This window comes from Nocardiopsis synnemataformans, assembly GCF_965343085.1.
In the GTDB taxonomy this organism is placed as follows: domain Bacteria; phylum Actinomycetota; class Actinomycetes; order Streptosporangiales; family Streptosporangiaceae; genus Nocardiopsis; species Nocardiopsis alborubida.
This window is the reverse complement of record NZ_CBDRFA010000124.1, coordinates 1-15,974: the sequence shown is the minus strand read 5'-3', so window position 1 is coordinate 15,974 and position 15,974 is coordinate 1. Positions and strand designations below refer to the sequence as shown.

Here is a 15,974-nt window from a genome sequence, read left to right as displayed (position 1 = left end):
AGGCTGCTTATTCACGGATTTTGGCGTTCCCGCCCCTTGGCACCTCCTGGCTCGCCAAGCTGGTCCTCATGCACACGAGGAGGCATTATGAGTGTCATGACTACCGGCAAGACGGAACTCGGACCGGGCCCGCTCACCGTGGAGGATCTGCAACACACGCCGGACGACGGACGGCGCTACGAGCTGGTCGACGGACGGCTTGACGTGTCGCCTGCACCGGCCAGTTTCCACACGCTCGTCTCCGGGCGTCTGACCACCCATCTGAGCAACACCGCGCCCGTGGGAATGCTGGTGATGGACGGGCCGGGGATCAACCTCAACCCGGAGCGAACCCACCACCGGATTCCCGACGTGGCGGTGATCCGGAACAAGGACTTCCAGATGCCGTACACGACCGAGCCACCGCTGTTGGCGGTCGAGGTCGTCTCTCCCGAGAGCGTCTTCCGGGATCACCACATCAAGCGCCATGAATACGCCGAGTTCGGCATTCCCTCGTACTGGGTCATCACGCCGGACCCCGAGGAGCCGAGCATCATCGAGCTGCGGTTGAGGAAGGACGAGTACGTGGAGGTCGCCTCCACCTTCGGAGAGGAGGTCCTGGACACGGACCTGCCCTTCCCCATCCGCGTCGTGCCGCACTGGTTGGTCTCCCTCGACGGTGACTGGCGCAGGCACATCAGCGGCCCGGAGGCGAGGGCCGCCGAGTAGACCCACACGACGGAAGGAGCCGGGCACCCCCTCGGACGCCCGGCTCCGTCTCTGTCGCCGTCACTCCCCCGGACCGTCGTCCTCCGGCTCCTGCCGCTCCGGCTCGGCTCTGCGGGGTCGGCCGCGGCGGGGGATGGCCCCCGCCTCCTTGGGCATCCGCCCCGCGTCGTCCAGCGCGCGGCGCAGCAGGAACTCGATCTGGGCGTTGGTGCTGCGCAGCTCCTGCCCGGCCCACCGCGCGAGCGCGTCGTGGACGGCCGGGTCGAGCCGCAGCAGCACCTTCTTGCGCTCGGGCACTGCCACCTCACGCGGTCACTGGTACAGGGTTCCGGCGTTGACGACGGGGCTGGCGGGACGGTCGGAGCACAGCACCACGAGCAGGTTGCTGACCATGGCGGCCTTGCGCTCCTCGTCCAGTTCCACCACGCCCTCCTCGGACAGGCGGACCAGCGCGCGGTCGACCATGCCCACGGCCCCCTCGACGATCTCCTGGCGGGCGGCGATCAGCGCGCTGGCCTGCTGGCGTTGGAGCATGGCCTGGGCGACCTCGGAGGCGTAGGCCAGGTGGGTGAAGCGCGACTCCACGATCCGCACGCCCGCCGCCTCGACCCGCTCGCCGACCTCCCTGGACAGCTCCTCAGTGATGAGGTCGGCGCTGCCGCGCAGGGAGCGGCTGGTGTCGGTGTCGTAGGAGTCGTAGGGGTAGTTGCCCGCGATGTGGCGCACGGCGGCCTCGGTCTGGATGGAGACGAACTCGACGAAGTCGTCCACCTCGAAGGAGGCGCGGGCGGTGTCCTCCACCTGCCAGACGATGACGGCGGCGATCTCGATGGGGCTGCCGGAGGCGTCGTTGACCTTCATCACGGAGGTCTCGTGGTTGCGGATGCGGGTGGAGACGCCCTTGCGGACGGTGAAGGGGTTGACCCAGCGCAGGCCGTCGGTGCGGACGCTGCCGACGTAGCGGCCGAAGAGCTGGACGACCTTGGCCTCGTTGGGCGCGACCATCTCCAGTCCGATGAAGAGCAGGAAGCCGACCACGGCGAGGACCACGCCGACGGCCACCAGGGGCACGGGCAGTCCGGCGATGGGCGAGAGGGCGACGCCGACGCCGACGAGGAAGAGCAGGACGCTGACCAGCGCCATCGCCATGCCGTTGACGCTGGCGGCGGGGTGTTCTCTGTACTGGGGCGCCGGGGTGGGGGCCTGGCCGGGAGCGGTCATCTGAGGTTCCGTTCTCTTCTGGGTGATGACGCGAGCATAGCATTGTGATATCACTTTTAAAAGACACCCGGCCCGCGAGGGCCCCGAACCGAAGGAGACGTGGACGCGATGAGCGCCGACACCCCCCGCCTGCGCCCGCCCCGCCACCGCGTGGACGCGCGCGCCGTCCGGTGGTGGACGACCCGGTCCCTGACCGTGACGGTCGTCCTCACCGTCATCCCCGTGGTGCCCGCGATCATCTGGGAACCGCCGCGCGCCTGGTTCCTGGCCGCCGCCGCCGTGATCGGCGGGATCGGACTGCTGGTCACCGTGGTCATGCCGCGGTGGCGCTACCGCGTCCACCGCTGGGAGGTCACCGACACGGCCGTCTACACCTCCAGCGGCTGGCTTTGGCAGGAGTGGCGCGTGGCCCCGATGTCGCGCATCCAGACCGTGGACACCGCGCGCGGCCCCCTCCAGCGGGTGTTCGGGCTCTCCAGCGTCACCGTGACCACCGCGTCGGCGGCGGGCCCGATCGAGATCGCCGGACTGGACCACGAGCTGGCCACGCGGGTGGCCGACCAGCTCACCGACACCACCCAGGCGACCCCGGGAGACGCGACATGAGCGACGGACACCGCCCCGACCCCGAGGAGTTCCCCGCGACGTCCGGACAGAGCGACCCGCCCGTTCCCTTCGAGGAGACCGCGCCCACCGCCCCCGCCGGTGAGACCGTCCCGGCGGGGGACCCCTCCCCCGCCACCGACTGGCAGCGGTTGCACCCGCTCAGCGTGTGGGCGAGCGCCGTCGTCGTCGGGCTGTTCCTCGTCCCGAGCGCGATCGTGGGCACCGTCGTGCTCGTGGTGGCCGGGCAACCCCTGTGGGCCCTGCTCCCGATCCCCGCCGCGCTGGCGTTCATCGCGCTCATGACCTACCTCGACCTGCTGCGCCTGCGCGCGACCCGCTACCGGGTCACCGGCGAGCGCATGGAGATGCGCTCGGGCATCATCGCCAAGTCCTACCGGTCCATCCCGCGCGAGCGCGTGCGCAGCGTCGACGTGGCTGCGCCGATCTACGTGCGGATCTTCGGACTGTGCTCGGTCACGGTCGGCACCGGCGAGAAGGTCGGAGCCGGGGCCGACCAGCTCCAGCTGCTCTACGTCACCGCGCAGCAGGGCGAGTGGCTGCGCCGCGACCTGCTGCGCCGGGGAGCGCCCGCCGAGGGCGCCGCGACCGGCACCGGGGAGGCCGCCGAGGACGGCGCGGGCGAGGACGGCGAGACCGAACTGGCCCGCCTCGACCGCCGCTGGTTCGCCTACGCCCCCGCGACCACCGCCACCCTGGGCGTGGGCCTGGGCGCCATCGCCGGTCTGCTGGGCCTGAACGCCCAGACCGGCGGTGTGGGGTGGGACTGGGTCTCCGAGCAGGCCAACCTGCCCAGCGTGGAGGAGATGTCCTCGTTCGTGATGGGTCAGATCCTGGTCGTGGTTCCCCTGACACTGCTGGGACTGCTGGTGTCCGGTGTGGTGGTCCTGACCGCCGTGGCCGTGGAGACCTGGTGGAACTACCGCCTCACCCGCGAGGCCGACGGAACCGTACGGCTGCGCCGGGGCCTGCTGACCAGCGTGTCGCTGTCGGTGGAGGGGCGACGCCTCAACGGGGTCACGCTGCACGAGCCGTACGTGCTGCGGCTGTCGGGCGGGGCGGACGTGCGCGCGGTGGCCACCGGGCTGGCCGCGGCGGACGACCAGAAGACCAGCGCCAAGAGCCGCCTGTCCCCGTCCATGCCCCGGGAGCGGGCCCGGAGGCTGGCCGCCGACCTGATGCGCACGCCGGACTCGCCCCTGGACGTCACGCTGGCCGAGCACCCCCGGACCGCGCTGCGCCGCCGCTTCACGCGGGCCGCGGTGGTCACCGTGCTGGGCGCGGTGCTCTCCGGGGCGCTGGCCTGGCTGCACACGCTGATCGCCGAGGCCTGGTGGGACATGGTGCACGAGGTGGAGCGGGAGATCATCCCCGTGCCGCTGGCCACGAGCACGGTGGAGGTCACGCCGAGCTGGGCGTGGGCGGTGCTGGCGGTGGCGATCGCGGCGGCGGCGTTCTGGTACGCGGTGGGCTCCTACCGGGGCCTGGGCCACGGGCTGCACCCGCGCTACCTGGTGGTGCGCAAGGGGATGGCGGTGCGCGACACGGTGACCCTGGAGCGGTCGGCGGTGATCGGCTGGCGGATCAACCGCTCGCCGTTCCAGCGCAGGCTGGGCCTGGCCGACGTGGCCGCCACGACCGCGGCGGGCCAGGGGATGTACGCGGCCCGGGACGTGGGGCTGGGCCAGGGCCTGGCCTGGGCGGACGAGGCCGTCCCCGAGCTGCTGGCGCCCTTCCTGGTGCGCGGCGGACAGGAGGACGACGGCGGGCGGGGCACCGACGGCGGGCCGCCCCGCCCCTGATCCCGGGCGGGTCCGCGAGCCGCGGTCCCGGTTCGCCTCCCCTGCGCGGGGCGGGAACCGGGACCCGGTCACGGGAGTTCGGGCACCGTGTTGCGGATCGGGTCGCCGTCGACCCGCAGGCCGCTGGTGTGCGTGAGCGCCATCTCCAGGAGGGGGTAGATCTCGAACACGCGCCCCATGCCCAGCGCCTCCAGCACGCGCGCGGCGATGGGCGCGGGCTCGGCCAGGACCACGTGCCGCCCCTCGCGGGTGAGGCTCTTGTAGACCGCCACGAGGGCGCTGACGCCGCTCGCGTCGAAGAAGTCGAGCCCGGACATGTCCACCACCAGGCAGTCGCACCGCGAGGCGTGCGCGGCCTGGAGCAGCCGATCGCGCATGCGGTCGGCGGTGGCGAGGTCAACCTCGCCGTGGACGGGCACCACCGTCACACCCGTACAGGGGAAACGCTCCTGGGCAGAGAACCGGGCATTCCTCGCCACTCGGGCCACCTCTCACCGGACGTAACCTTTCCACTACGCAACCGCGTACGAGATCGTAACCTCTCCAGAGAGGCCGTGGGGGGCTTTCCGTGAGAAAAACCCGCGAAATCTCGCCGATGTGGCTGTAGGGACAGTCCCGTGTCACCCCGTCCGGCGGGCGACGGGACGCACTGCGCGCAGCCGCGGCTTCGACCCCTCACTTCTCCTCTCGGACACTCCGGGCACGCCCCCGCGCGTGGCCTTCCGCGCCCGAGTGCGGTAGAAGCGGTACAGGTGGCATCCCCGCGTGCCCGCGCCCACGGGCCGGGCCCGGGGCCGACCCCAGGGACAGCCCACGAGAAGGGAGGGAGCGGCGGGCCCCGGCCGACGGCCGGAACGCTCCGCCGCGCACCCGATGACCGAAACCGCCGACACCCAGCCCGGCTGGTTCTCCCCCGAGGAGCTGGAGAGCATCCGCGGCCGCATGCCCGTCCTCTACGTCCAGGCGGTCCCCGTACGGGTGGACGAGGTGGGCCAGGTGACCCATGTCGGCCTGCTCATGCGGGCCACGCCCGACGGCAGCTTCCACCGCTCGGTGGTCTCGGGCCGCGTGCTCTACCACGAGCGGATCCGCGACGCCCTCCTGCGCCACCTGGAGAAGGACCTGGGCCCGGTGGCACTGCCGCGCGTCCCCGTCTCGCCGCAGCCGTTCACGGTGGCCGAGTACTTCCCCACGCCGGGGACCACCCCGTTCCACGACGCCCGCCAGCACGCGGTGGCGATGGCCTACATCGTCCCGGTCTCGGGTGACTGCCAGCCCCGCCAGGACGCCCTGGACCTGGTGTGGTTCACCCCGGAGGAGGCGGTCGGGGCGCACCTGCGCGAGGAGATGACGGGCGGCCAGGACGTGCTGGTGCGCCAGGCGCTGGCCCACGTGGGCCACGTCCCCTAGCCGGGACCTCCGCGCCCGCCGGGGGCCACCTCCCCGGCGGGCCCGACGGAGGGCCGCCCCGCACGGACTCGGGCGCGTGGACCGGACGAACGGCTGCCGACCCGGCCGACGAGGCGGACCCGGGCGCCGCCCAGCGCACGAGGCGCCCCGGGGTGCGTAGGCTCGTCTCATGTCCGAACCGCTCGTCGCCGACGCCCTCGCCCTAGCCGCCGACACCGGCGGGCCCCGCCGCTCCGTGCTCGGCCTGGTCGGCGCCCCCGCCGCCGGGAAGTCCACGCTCGCCCGCCACCTGGTGGCCGGGGTCAACGGCGCACTGGGCCCGGGCACGGCCGGGTACCTGCCCATGGACGGCTTCCACCTGTCCAACGCCCAGCTCGACCGGCTGGGGCGGCGCGACCGCAAGGGCGCGCCGGACACCTTCGACGCGCACGGGTACGCGGCCCTGGTCCGCCGGCTGCTCGCCGAGACCGACCACCCCGTCTACGTGCCCGACTACGACCGCGTGCTGCACGAGCCCGTCGCCGCGCGGCACGTGATCGAGCCGCACACCCGGCTGGTGGTGACCGAGGGCAACTACCTGGCGGGCGACGAGGAGCCCTGGGCCGGGCTGCGCGGGCTGTTCGCGCAGCTGTGGTACGTGGAGGCCGACGACGACCTGCGCGAGCGCAGGCTGCACCGGCGCCAGGTCGCGGGCGGGGCGACCGAGGAGGCCGCACGGGAGTGGGTGGCGCGCAGCGACCGCCCCAACGGGGAGCTGGTCAAACGCTTCCGGGACAACTGCACGCGGGTGGTGCGACCCGGGCCTCTCGCCGAGGACTGAGGTCCGCCCCGGGCGCCGTTCCGCGCACCCGCGGCCCGCACCGCGAACCCCCGCCCCCAGGGCACGGAGAACATTTTCTGGCGGATCGGCGTCCACGGGGGTGTACCGGTGGCTGTGAGCGACTCCGCGCTCCCGCAGCGGTACGGACACACCCCCGTCGCCGCGGCGGTCACCGCGCTCGCCCTGGTCGCCGCTGGGTGCCAGCACCCTCCCTCCGGCCCCGACGGCGGAGCCGCGACCGAGGAGGCCACCGGCACCGTGGTCGCCCAGCGCTACGGCGGCACCTTCACCTCGACCGAGGCCGAGTTCGTGTCGGGTTCGACCACCCTGGAGCTGGCCGAGTACCAGGCGGCCCCCTTCACCCTGTGGATCGGCGAGGACGGGTATCCGGCGCTGCTGGAGCACACCAGCGGCGACTTCGAGCACACCCTGACCTTCGTGGACTTCAGCGGCGAGGCGGAGGTGGACGTCTCCGCCCCCGGTGACCCCGCCTACGGCTGAGCCCGTGGGCGCGGGGGTCCGGCCTCCGGCGGTCCGCGAGCACGCGGGGTCCGGGAACCCGGTCCCCCGGAAAACCCCAGACGGACACAGAGGGAACATGCGTCCACATAGTGAGACAAATGTTTCATGCAGTGGCGAGCGAAGCTAGCATCCAGCCATCCGCACCCACTGACCTGGAAAGAAGTCCCATGACGGACGTCGCCCCACGCGCACCAGAAGAGGCCGAACCACCGGCCAATCCCAAGAGGAAGGTCCTCACGGCCAGCCTCGTGGGGACGTCCATCGAGTTCTACGACTTCTACATCTACGCGACGGCCGCGGTCCTGGTCTTCCCCGCGCTGTTCTTCCCCGAGGGCGACATGCTGGCGGCGCGGCTCCAGTCGCTGGCCACCTTCGCCATCGCCTTCGTCGCCCGCCCCATCGGCTCCTGGGTGTTCGGCCACTTCGGCGACCGCATCGGGCGTAAGGCCACCCTGGTGGCGTCGCTGCTGACCATGGGCATCGCCACCGTCGGCATCGGCCTGCTGCCCACCTACGCGCAGGTGGGCGTCCTGGCCCCGCTGCTGCTGGCGGTGTGCCGCTTCGGCCAGGGCCTGGGACTGGGCGGGGAGTGGGGCGGGGCTGCCCTGCTGGCCACCGAGAACGCCCCTCCCGGAAGGCGCGGCTTCTACGGCTCGTTCCCGCAGCTGGGCGCGCCGATCGGGTTCTTCCTCGCCAACGGCGTGTTCCTGATCCTGAGCCAGTTCATGAGCGACGCGACCTTCCTGGCGTGGGGCTGGCGCGTGCCGTTCCTGCTCTCGACCCTGCTGATCGTGATCGGCCTGTGGGTCCGCCTGACGCTGCACGAGACCCCGGCCTTCGCGAAGATCGTCGCCTCGGGCGAGCGGGTCAAGGCGCCGATGGTGGAGGTGTTCCGCACCAACTGGCCCGCCGTGGTGCTGGGCACGCTGATCATGCTCGCCACCTACGTGCTGTTCTACCTGATGACCGTGTTCTCGCTGGGATTTGGCACCGACCCGGTGGCGGGCCTGGGCTACGACCGGTCGCAGTTCCTGGTGTTCCTGATGGTGGGCGTGGTGTTCTTCGGGGTGTTCACCCCCGTCTCGGGCCTGCTCGCCGACCGGTTCGGCCGCAAGCCGGTCCTGGTCTGGGTCACCGTCGCGATCATCGTCTTCGGCTTCGCCATGGGCCCGCTGATGGGCGGCGGCGGCACGGTCGGCGTGCTGGCCTTCCTCATCGTGGGGCTGAGCCTGATGGGCCTGACCTTCGGCCCGATGGCCGCCGTGCTGCCGGAACTGTTCCCGACCAAGGTGCGCTACACCGGCGCCTCGGTGGCCTACAACCTCGCGGGACTGCTGGGCGCCTCGTTCGCCCCCTACATCGCGACCTGGCTGGCGGGCACCCTGGGACTGAACTGGGTCGGCGGCTACCTGGTCCTGGTCGGCGCGATCACCCTGGTGGCGCTGCTGATCAGCCGTGAGACGCGCGACGACTCCCTGGACGCGACCCCGGTGCGGGTGACCGGCCGGTAGGACGCGGTCCGTCGGGGGCGGGCCGGGCGAGCACAGGCCGCCCGGCCCGCCCCTCCTCACACGATCCGGTGCGGCAGCTCGCGGCCCTCGACGAAGGCCGCCACCGTGGCCGCCCACACCTGCCGGCGCCGCTCCTGGCACTCGCGGGTGTTGGCGGCGAACCGGGAGCTGAGCACCAGGTTGTCCAGCGGCGGGTAGGGGTTGCGCTCGCCGACCAGGTCCAGTCCCGCGCCGCGCGGGCGCCCCGCGCGCAGCGCCTCCGTCAGCGCCCCTGAGTCGACGACCTCGTTGGGCGAGATGCTCACCAGGACCGCCGAGGGCTTCATCAGGGCGAGTTCCGCCGCGCCCAGGAAGCCGTGGGTCGCGGTGTCGAGCGGCAGGGTGAGGAAGACCGCGTCGGACGCCGACAGGAGTTCGTCCAGCTCCACCTGGACGGAGCCCTCGGCCCGGCGCGGACTGCGGTTGGTGTGGACGACCTCCATGCCCAGGCCGCGCACCATGCGCGCCACCCCCGCGCCGATGCCGCCCATGCCGACGATCCCCGCGGTCCCGCCCGAGAGCTCCATGGCCTGCTCCCCCGCGCACAGCAGGTCGCCCGAGCGGACGCGTGCGTGGACCGGCACGACGCTCTTGGCCACGGCCATCATCAGCGCGACGGCGTGCTCGGCCACGGCGGCGCCGGTGTACCCGGCGGTGTTGCACACGGCCACGCCGCGCTCGCGGCAGTGCTCCAGGTCCACGTACTCCACGGCCGTGGTGGTGGCCACGACCAGTCGCAGCTCGGGCAGCAGGCGCAGGTTCTCCGCGCCCAGGTCCGTGTAGGTGGTGACCAGGACCCGGGTGTCCGGGTGGCGCCGGAACTCCTCGGCCGGATCCAGGTCACCGTCGGCGGTCTGGACCCAGTGCGCCTCCAGCGCGTCGGACAGGTGGTCCAGGGTGTCGGTGGGAAGGGGGTGCCGGTCGTTGAGCACGAGGCAGCGGACGGGCTGGGTCAAACCGTTCCTCCCGGGGGTGGTGGGGTGTTGTGCGCGGCCGCGGCGCGGACTTGAGCGGCGCCGCCGCCGACCGCGGTCGGGGCCTGGTCGGTGTCTCCGACGCGCCCGGCACGGGCCTCGCCGAGCGGGTCCGCGGGCACGCCGACCGGGCGTTCAGGGCCGAGGAGCCGACGCGTCGCCCAAGACCTCCTCGACTCCCTTGTAGCGCTTCCAGGCCAGGCCGCGCAGGAACTCCCCGGCGTTCTCGCCGTGGGCCTCCCAGACGTCGGGGGCCCACTCCTGCTCCAGGTTGCGCCAGCCGGTCAGGGGATACAGGTGCTGGAAGGGCGGCGGCGGGGGCATCTCCGCCGCCACGCGCTCGGCCAGGGAGGCCAGCCGGGGACGGTCGACCTCCCCGGCCAGGGCCAGGGCCTCGGCCAGGTCGGTGTTGCCGCCGCCCAGGCCGTACCCGTTGAGGGAGCCGTCCACGAGGTCGAAACCCGCCTCCAGCGCGATCCGGGAGTTGGCGACCGCGTGGCCGAGGTTGTCGTGGCCGTGGAAGCCCGCCAGGCCGGGCCAGGCGGCCCGCACCCCGGCGAAGAGCTCGGCGGCGTGCTCGGGCAGCAGCGCGCCCCGCGAGTCGGCCAGGTAGAGCCAGTCGGCGACGCCCGCCCGGGCGACGCGCTCGGCCGCGGCGGCCAGTTCCCCGGGTTCGTAGGCGGTGACGCTGATGAGGTTGAGCGAGCAGGTGACGCCGGTGGCGCGCGCGGCCTCCGCCGCGGCGAGCACGTGGTCCAGCCGCTCCACGGGGCAGGTCAGGCGGACCACGTCGAGGACCTCGGCGCGGGGCCGCAGCAGGGCGTCGACCTCCTCCGGGCTCCTGCCGTTCACACCGAGCATGGCGACGACGCGGGCCCGTCCGGCGTCCTCGCCGACCTGGCGCAGCAGGTCGGGCGTGCACTGGAGCGTGGGTTCGCGCCCGGGATCGTCGCTGATGTAGCCGACCTCCACGTAGGGCACGCCTACCTCGCCAAGGACCTTGGTGTGCTCACGCACGGTGGCGTCGGTGAAGCGCCAGGCGTTCAGGTAGCCGCCGTCGCGCAGGGTGACGTCCAGGATCCGGGGTCGCCGGGGTTGGGCGGCGGTGTGTCGAGCGGGCAAGCTGGGCCTCCTGACAGGCGCCGGGCATTCACCCTAAGTAAGTTGACCGTTACCCAAAGGAATCAAACATTCCGCCTCGCCCGGAAACGGACCCGGGCCCGTTCCCCTCCGGCCTGAGAGGGCTCTCCCGGCCGTTTGCGCCGGTCGCCCCCGGGGGTAGTCGGGGAGCGGGGACCTTCGCCGACGACGCGTGGGCCGCGTCCCCGGGCCCGCCACCTGCGAGAACGGCGGAGGAAGGACACGGGGGCACTCTTCTCGGGGGAGCTTGCCATGGCTGGATCAGAGGACACCGACCGGATGAAGCCGCCGCCGGTGTCGGTCACGGGGCCGGTCGCACCGCCGGAACAGCGGGGGGCGTCCGACGAGTACGCGGGGACCGACCGCCTCGCCGACGAGCAGGAGCTGCTGGAGGGCGCCGACATCATCGAGGGCGACGACGGGGCCAGCTTCACCGTCCTGGAGCGCCAGACCTGCTTCAACCTGCTGGACACGCGCGACATCGGGCGCGTGGCCTTCACGATCGAGGGGGACGCGGCGCCCACGGTCCTGCCGGTGAACTACACGATGGTCGACGGGGGCGTCGTGTTCCGCTCCACGCTGGCCGGGGCCATCATGCGCCACGCGCGCGGGTACGCCGCCTTCCAGGTGGACAGCCTCGACGAGGAGCGCCGCGAGGGGTGGAGCGTACTGGCCAGCGGGCGGTGCGCGTGGATCCGCGACGCCGCCGAGCTGGCGCGCCTGCCGCAGGGCCGCCTGCCCCGCCCCTGGGCCGAGGGGGAGCGCGACCAGGTCCTCAGGATCACGCCCGGAAGGCTGAGCGGGCGGCGGATCCACCGGCGCTGACACAGCGGCCCGGCCGGAGGAGTCCGGGGCGCGGTGGCCCGGAACCGGGCGGACCCGGGAGCGGCCTCGGTGGCCTGACGGGCACCGGTCAGTCGGCGGGACGGTGCAGCAGAAACGCCCCGGCGTAGACGGGCCGGTCCGAGCGCTGGCCGTCGGTGGCCACGTACTCGTCCAGGACGGCGAGGACGCGGCGGTCCAGCTCCGCCACCTCCTCGTCGGACAGGTGCAGCACGAAGCGCGAGTAGGTGCGCACCGACTCCGGTCCGGCCTCGCTCAGCTCCTGTTGGAAGGCCTCCACCGGCGCGACGGCGGAACCGGTGTCGGAGTCCAGAAGGGGCCCGTCCAGCCACCAGGTCTCCCCGGTGGCGCGGTAGGGCTTCTCCAGCGCGCCGCTGCTTCCGGTGCGCACGGACGCGGGCAGCAGCAGGCCCGCGTCCACGAGCTGGCGGACGTGGTAGAGGACCGTGCCCGGGTTCACCTTGAGGCGGTCGGCCAGCTCCTTGTTGGTGAGCTCCCGGGTCAGGCAGAGCCGCAGGATGCGCACCCGCAGCGGGTGGGCCAGGGCCTTGGCCTCCTGGACCGTGGCCGGTCGTCGCGCGCGCGGGCGGGGCGCGGCCCCGCTCTGTTCCGGTTCTGCCATGACCTGAGAGTAACAACGGCCGAGCTTCGGTTGAACTTCGGGGAATCGATTGAGCTTTACCAATCGATCTGTCATTCTCGATCACATGACGGACGACACCCCCCTGCACGCCGCTCCCCCGCCGACACCGCGTCCCGCGCTGGGCGCCGCCTTCTGGAACCTGTGGACCTCCTCGGCGCTGTCCAACCTCGCCGACGGCGTCCTGAAGACGGCGCTGCCGCTGGTGGCGCTGCGCTTCACCGACTCCCCCGCCCTCATCGCCGGGGTGACGTTCGCGCTGACCCTTCCGTGGCTGTTCTTCGCGCTCCCGGCGGGCGCCCTGGCCGACCGGCTCGACCGGCGCCGGACGATGCTCGGCGCCAACCTCGCCCGGGCGCTGCTGCTCGGTGTCCTGGCGCTGTCCCTGGCCCTGGACCTGGGGTCGGTCTGGCTGCTCTACGCGGTGGCGCTGTGCGTCGGGGTCACCGAGACCCTCTACGACACCTCGGCCCAGTCGATCCTGCCGCAGCTGGTCGGCCGCGACCGGCTCCCCCGGGCCAACGGGCGGCTGCACGCCGCCGAGCTGACCGCCAACCAGTTCCTCGGACCTCCCCTGGGCGGCCTGCTGGTGGCGGTGGGCACGGCTGCGGCGTTCACCGCCCCGGCGGCGCTGTGGCTGGTCGCGGTGGGCGCGCTGCTGCTGGTGCGCGGCGGGTTCCGGACCGAGCGGGCCGCGCCCGCCACCCTGCGCGCCGACATCGCCGAGGGACTGCGCTTCCTGTGGCGCGACCGGATCCTGCGCTCGTTCGCGGCGATGGTGGGCGTCAGCAACTTCGGCACGAGTGCGGCCTTCACCGTCCTCGTGCTCTTCGCGGTGGGCCCGGGCTCTGCCATGGGCCTGTCCGAGCCCGCCTACGGCCTGCTCATGACCGCCGTCGCGGCGGGCAGCGTGGTCGGCGCCCTGGGCGCCGGGCGGATCGAGGTCCTGTTGGGTCGGTCCTGGTCGATGCGGATCAGCGTGCTCACCTTCGCCGTGCTCGTCGGCCTGCCCGCGGTGACCGCCGACCCCGTCCTGGTCGCGGCGGGCTTCTTCGTGGGCGGAGTGGGGATCGCGGTGTGGAACGTCATCACGGTGTCGCTGCGCCAGCGGATCACCCCCGACCCCCTGCTCGGCCGGGTGAACAGCGCCTACCGGCTGCTGGCCTGGGGCACCATGCCGCTGGGCGCCGCGGCGGGCGGCCTCGTCGCGGAGTTCCTCGGTCTGACCTGGGTGTTCGCGACCATGGGGCTGTTGTGCCTGGGTCTGCTCATCGGGCTGGCCCGGGTGGACGACGCGGCCCTGGCCGCCGCGGAGCGCCGGGCCGACGAGGGCCGGGGGGCCGACGGGGACCGGTGAAAATCGGTGGACTCCCCCGGCCGCGCGGTGGAGCATGGGGGACCATGACCCCACCCGAAGAAGAGGTGCTGGAGGGCGGCAACGTCGCCGACCAGGTGGTGCGCGTGGGCCGGACCGTGCGCAAACCGTGGCGGCGCTCCTCCCCTTCCGTGCTGCTCCTGCTCAGATACCTGCACGTGTGCGGCTACGAGGCGTCCCCTCCCGCGGTCGGCAGGGACGAGCGGGGCCGCCAGGTACTCGGGTACGTGCCGGGAACGATGGCGGACCGGATGGCGCCGATGACGCCGGGGGAACTGCGTCGGCTGGGCGGGATGATCCGCCGCCTCCACGACCTGACCGCCGGGTACCGGCCCCACGAGGAACCGGTGTGGGAGGTGCCCATCCCGCACGAGCGCGAGGAACTCCTCTGCCACAACGACTTGGCGCCGTGGAACCTGGTGCGCGACGGCGACGCCTGGACCTTCGTGGACTGGGACGGCGCCGGACCGGGCACGCGCATGGGCGACCTCGGATACGCCGCGCACGGGTTCGTGCCGCTGCACGAGGGCGGGGACCCCCGGCGCGACGCGCGGCGGCTGCGTGCCCTGGCCGACGGGTACGGGTGCGACGAGGTCCAGCGCCGCGAGCTGCCCGACGCGGTCCTGCAACGCGTGCGCGGCATGTACGACCTGCTGGCGGAGGGGGCCCGGACGGGCGAGCAGCCGTGGGCGCGCCTGCACGCGGAGGGGCACGCCGACCACTGGGGACCGGCGTCGGAGTACGTCGAGCGCAACCGCGGGATGTGGCGGGAGGCCCTGCTGCGCTGACGCAGGCCCCGCTCCCCGCGCCCGTCACCCGTCCGCCACTCGCCCCGTGGACGCTGCGTGCCCCACCGCTTCCGGAACCCGGCGGGCGCACGGACGCCCCGCGTCCGGGCCCGCCGGAGGCGGGGTCTAGGACGCGGTCCACACGAAGGCCACCGAGATCGGGTGGCCCCGGAACCTCTCCCACTTGGGCTTGGCCGCGACCCAGGTGTCGTCCACGGTGCCCTCCGACATCTCGGCCAGCCGCCACCCCGCCGTCGATGCGGCGCGCACGTGGTCGCTGATGAGGTGGACGTGGGTGGCGATGGCGATGTCCTCGCCGGAGGCGTCGGTGTAGTGGGTCGGCATCCCCGAGACCATCGAGAACTGCGGGTGGTAGGCGACCAGCACGCAGGTCCCCCCGGGCCGCACGAGCCGCCGGGCCTCGGCGTAGAAGGGCGCCAGGTCCGGCAGGTGTTCGTCGATCAGGGAGGCGATCACCAGGTCGTAGGCGGCTCCGGGCAGACCGGTCTCGCGCACGTCGCCCCGGGTGAGGCTGTCGTGGGCGCCGCGCTTCTCGGCCAGCGCCAGCATGCCGGAGCTGAGGTCGACGCCGTCCACGCGCCCGACCTCGCGGCCGCGCAGCCACGAACCGGTGCGGCCGGTGCCGCAGCCCAGGTCGGCGGCGCGGGCGACGGCCGACCAGTCGGGGACGGTGAGGCCGTCCAGGAGGGCGAGGTCCATGGCGTCCAGGACGGAGCCCTCGTAGGTGCTGGACCAGCCGTCGTAGCCGGTGGCCACGTCGACGGTGCGGTAGTGGCGGGTGTCGAAGTCCGCGAAGTCGGGCATGGGGGCGAGTATGGCGTGGTCAATCTGGTGAAGGCGAACCCTTTTCGGGCGTGGCCCCCACCCCGAAAAACCGGTTGCCGCCGCCGTGGGAGGGCTCCTAGGTTGGTCGCCATGTGCTGCTTCTGCGCTGTCACCGACCGGGCGTACGCCTGGCCGGTGAGCTGCCACACCCACGTCTTCCGGCCCCGGTCCCCGCGCCTGGGCCGGTAGTCCGCCGCCCCAGCCGCCGCGGACCCCTGCCGTGGGGTCCGTCCGGCCCGCTGGGCGCCCCGCCCCGCCGTCCGCGTCGCGCGCGTGTCCACGACCGCGTGCCCGGAGGGTACGGGGAGGGGCGCGCCGCCCCGCCGCCGTTGACGCATGCGCGCCCGCGCGTGCCCGCGCGGCGGTGGAACCGGCGGCGACCGTGGACGACACCTCTTCTCCCGTGTGACCCTCCGGTCCAGGCACAGTCGCGTCCCTTCTTCCCTCGGACGGGCTGCCCGGACCTCCTCTTCGCTGTCGCGCGCCGTGTGGCGCGCCCGTCCGTGCCGCCCGTCCTCGTCGGCCACCGCAGGGTGGCTGGAACGGACCTTCCGTGGCACGTACCGAACGTTCCCGTCGCACGGGTGCCGGTGACGACCGGCGCCGCCTCTCCCAGAACTTCCTGGCCGACCCCGGCACGGCCCGCCGCGTGGTGGCGGTGTCCGGTGTCGGCCCCGCCGACCTGGTGGTGGAGGTGGGACCGGGGGGGGG

At 73.3% G+C, this 15,974-nt stretch carries 17 protein-coding genes and 1 pseudogene; 11 read left to right on the top strand and 7 right to left on the bottom strand.

All coding sequences use genetic code 11. The features are described from left to right. The first annotated feature begins 87 nt into the window (after positions 1 to 87). Positions 88 to 708 carry a Uma2 family endonuclease gene (locus ACSIH6_RS38105; RefSeq protein WP_435113529.1) on the top strand — a complete coding sequence of 207 codons (621 nt, stop codon included), beginning with the start codon at positions 88 to 90 and terminating at the stop codon, positions 706 to 708. Between the two features lie 60 nt (positions 709 to 768). Here the strand turns inward: ACSIH6_RS38105 and ACSIH6_RS38100 are convergent, their stop codons facing one another. Both ACSIH6_RS38100 and ACSIH6_RS38095 read right to left on the bottom strand, forming a co-directional pair. Continuing rightward, positions 769 to 1,005, bottom strand: a complete 237-nt coding sequence (locus ACSIH6_RS38100) for a type II toxin-antitoxin system antitoxin (protein WP_435113527.1) — start codon at positions 1,003 to 1,005, stop codon at positions 769 to 771. Positions 1,006 to 1,020: 15 nt separating this feature from the next. Further along, positions 1,021 to 1,929 (bottom strand): SPFH domain-containing protein, encoded by a 909-nt coding sequence (locus tag ACSIH6_RS38095; RefSeq protein WP_435113525.1) that lies wholly within the window; start codon positions 1,927 to 1,929, stop codon positions 1,021 to 1,023. 108 nt (positions 1,930 to 2,037) lie between these two features. On the opposite strand from ACSIH6_RS38095, the gene ACSIH6_RS38090 reads away from it, so the two are divergent. Further along, the gene (locus tag ACSIH6_RS38090) at positions 2,038 to 2,535 is read left to right on the top strand and encodes a PH domain-containing protein (protein WP_435113523.1); all 498 of its coding nucleotides are present in this window, start codon (positions 2,038 to 2,040) and stop codon (positions 2,533 to 2,535) included. After that, on the top strand, positions 2,532 to 4,355 hold the full coding sequence (locus ACSIH6_RS38085) for a PH domain-containing protein (RefSeq protein ID WP_435113520.1): 1,824 nt from the start codon (positions 2,532 to 2,534) through the stop codon (positions 4,353 to 4,355). Before ACSIH6_RS38090 ends, ACSIH6_RS38085 begins: the two co-directional genes overlap by 4 nt. 68 nt (positions 4,356 to 4,423) lie before the next feature. On the opposite strand, the gene ACSIH6_RS38080 is transcribed toward ACSIH6_RS38085, so the two are convergent. Continuing rightward, positions 4,424 to 4,783 carry an STAS domain-containing protein gene (locus ACSIH6_RS38080; RefSeq protein WP_061080886.1) on the bottom strand — a complete coding sequence of 120 codons (360 nt, stop codon included), beginning with the start codon at positions 4,781 to 4,783 and terminating at the stop codon, positions 4,424 to 4,426. A gap of 445 nt (positions 4,784 to 5,228) precedes the next feature. Here ACSIH6_RS38080 and ACSIH6_RS38075 point away from each other — a divergent pair, with 445 nt between their 5' ends. The 4 genes from ACSIH6_RS38075 (at position 5,229) to ACSIH6_RS38060 (ending at position 8,618) form a co-directional block, all read left to right on the top strand. After that, a complete protein-coding gene (locus tag ACSIH6_RS38075; protein WP_435113517.1) occupies positions 5,229 to 5,765 on the top strand; it encodes an NUDIX hydrolase family protein in 537 nt (178 codons plus the stop codon). A 169-nt stretch (positions 5,766 to 5,934) separates the two neighbouring features. Further along, the gene (locus ACSIH6_RS38070; RefSeq protein WP_435113514.1) at positions 5,935 to 6,585 is read left to right on the top strand and encodes a nucleoside/nucleotide kinase family protein; all 651 of its coding nucleotides are present in this window, start codon (positions 5,935 to 5,937) and stop codon (positions 6,583 to 6,585) included. Positions 6,586 to 6,699: 114 nt separating this feature from the next. Further along, positions 6,700 to 7,086, top strand: a complete 387-nt coding sequence (locus ACSIH6_RS38065; protein WP_435113512.1) for a hypothetical protein — start codon at positions 6,700 to 6,702, stop codon at positions 7,084 to 7,086. A 188-nt stretch (positions 7,087 to 7,274) separates the two neighbouring features. After that, positions 7,275 to 8,618, top strand: coding sequence for an MFS transporter (locus tag ACSIH6_RS38060; RefSeq protein ID WP_435113510.1), 1,344 nt, complete (start codon positions 7,275 to 7,277; stop codon positions 8,616 to 8,618). Between the two features lie 56 nt (positions 8,619 to 8,674). Here the strand turns inward: ACSIH6_RS38060 and ACSIH6_RS38055 are convergent, their stop codons facing one another. Both ACSIH6_RS38055 and ACSIH6_RS38050 read right to left on the bottom strand, forming a co-directional pair. Then, positions 8,675 to 9,613 (bottom strand): 2-hydroxyacid dehydrogenase, encoded by a 939-nt coding sequence (locus ACSIH6_RS38055; RefSeq protein WP_435113507.1) that lies wholly within the window; start codon positions 9,611 to 9,613, stop codon positions 8,675 to 8,677. 153 nt (positions 9,614 to 9,766) lie between these two features. Next, positions 9,767 to 10,753 (bottom strand): hydroxymethylglutaryl-CoA lyase-like TIM-barrel protein, encoded by a 987-nt coding sequence (locus ACSIH6_RS38050; protein ID WP_435113505.1) that lies wholly within the window; start codon positions 10,751 to 10,753, stop codon positions 9,767 to 9,769. Between the two features lie 270 nt (positions 10,754 to 11,023). On the opposite strand from ACSIH6_RS38050, the gene ACSIH6_RS38045 reads away from it, so the two are divergent. Next, positions 11,024 to 11,596, top strand: coding sequence for a pyridoxamine 5'-phosphate oxidase family protein (locus ACSIH6_RS38045; RefSeq protein WP_435113503.1), 573 nt, complete (start codon positions 11,024 to 11,026; stop codon positions 11,594 to 11,596). An 88-nt stretch (positions 11,597 to 11,684) separates the two neighbouring features. Here the strand turns inward: ACSIH6_RS38045 and ACSIH6_RS38040 are convergent, their stop codons facing one another. Next, complete coding sequence (locus ACSIH6_RS38040; RefSeq protein WP_435113501.1) at positions 11,685 to 12,236, bottom strand: ArsR/SmtB family transcription factor; 552 nt, start codon at positions 12,234 to 12,236, stop codon at positions 11,685 to 11,687. Positions 12,237 to 12,321: 85 nt separating this feature from the next. Here ACSIH6_RS38040 and ACSIH6_RS38035 point away from each other — a divergent pair, with 85 nt between their 5' ends. Then, complete coding sequence (locus ACSIH6_RS38035; protein ID WP_435113499.1) at positions 12,322 to 13,611, top strand: MFS transporter; 1,290 nt, start codon at positions 12,322 to 12,324, stop codon at positions 13,609 to 13,611. Between the two features lie 44 nt (positions 13,612 to 13,655). Continuing rightward, positions 13,656 to 14,417, top strand: coding sequence for a phosphotransferase (locus ACSIH6_RS38030; protein WP_435113497.1), 762 nt, complete (start codon positions 13,656 to 13,658; stop codon positions 14,415 to 14,417). A gap of 126 nt (positions 14,418 to 14,543) precedes the next feature. Here the strand turns inward: ACSIH6_RS38030 and ACSIH6_RS38025 are convergent, their stop codons facing one another. After that, positions 14,544 to 15,242 (bottom strand): class I SAM-dependent DNA methyltransferase, encoded by a 699-nt coding sequence (locus ACSIH6_RS38025; RefSeq protein ID WP_435113495.1) that lies wholly within the window; start codon positions 15,240 to 15,242, stop codon positions 14,544 to 14,546. A gap of 574 nt (positions 15,243 to 15,816) precedes the next feature. On the opposite strand from ACSIH6_RS38025, the pseudogene ACSIH6_RS38020 reads away from it, so the two are divergent. Beyond that, positions 15,817 to 15,974: pseudogene (locus ACSIH6_RS38020) on the top strand (ErmE/ErmH/ErmO/ErmR family 23S rRNA (adenine(2058)-N(6))-methyltransferase); the annotation flags it as partial.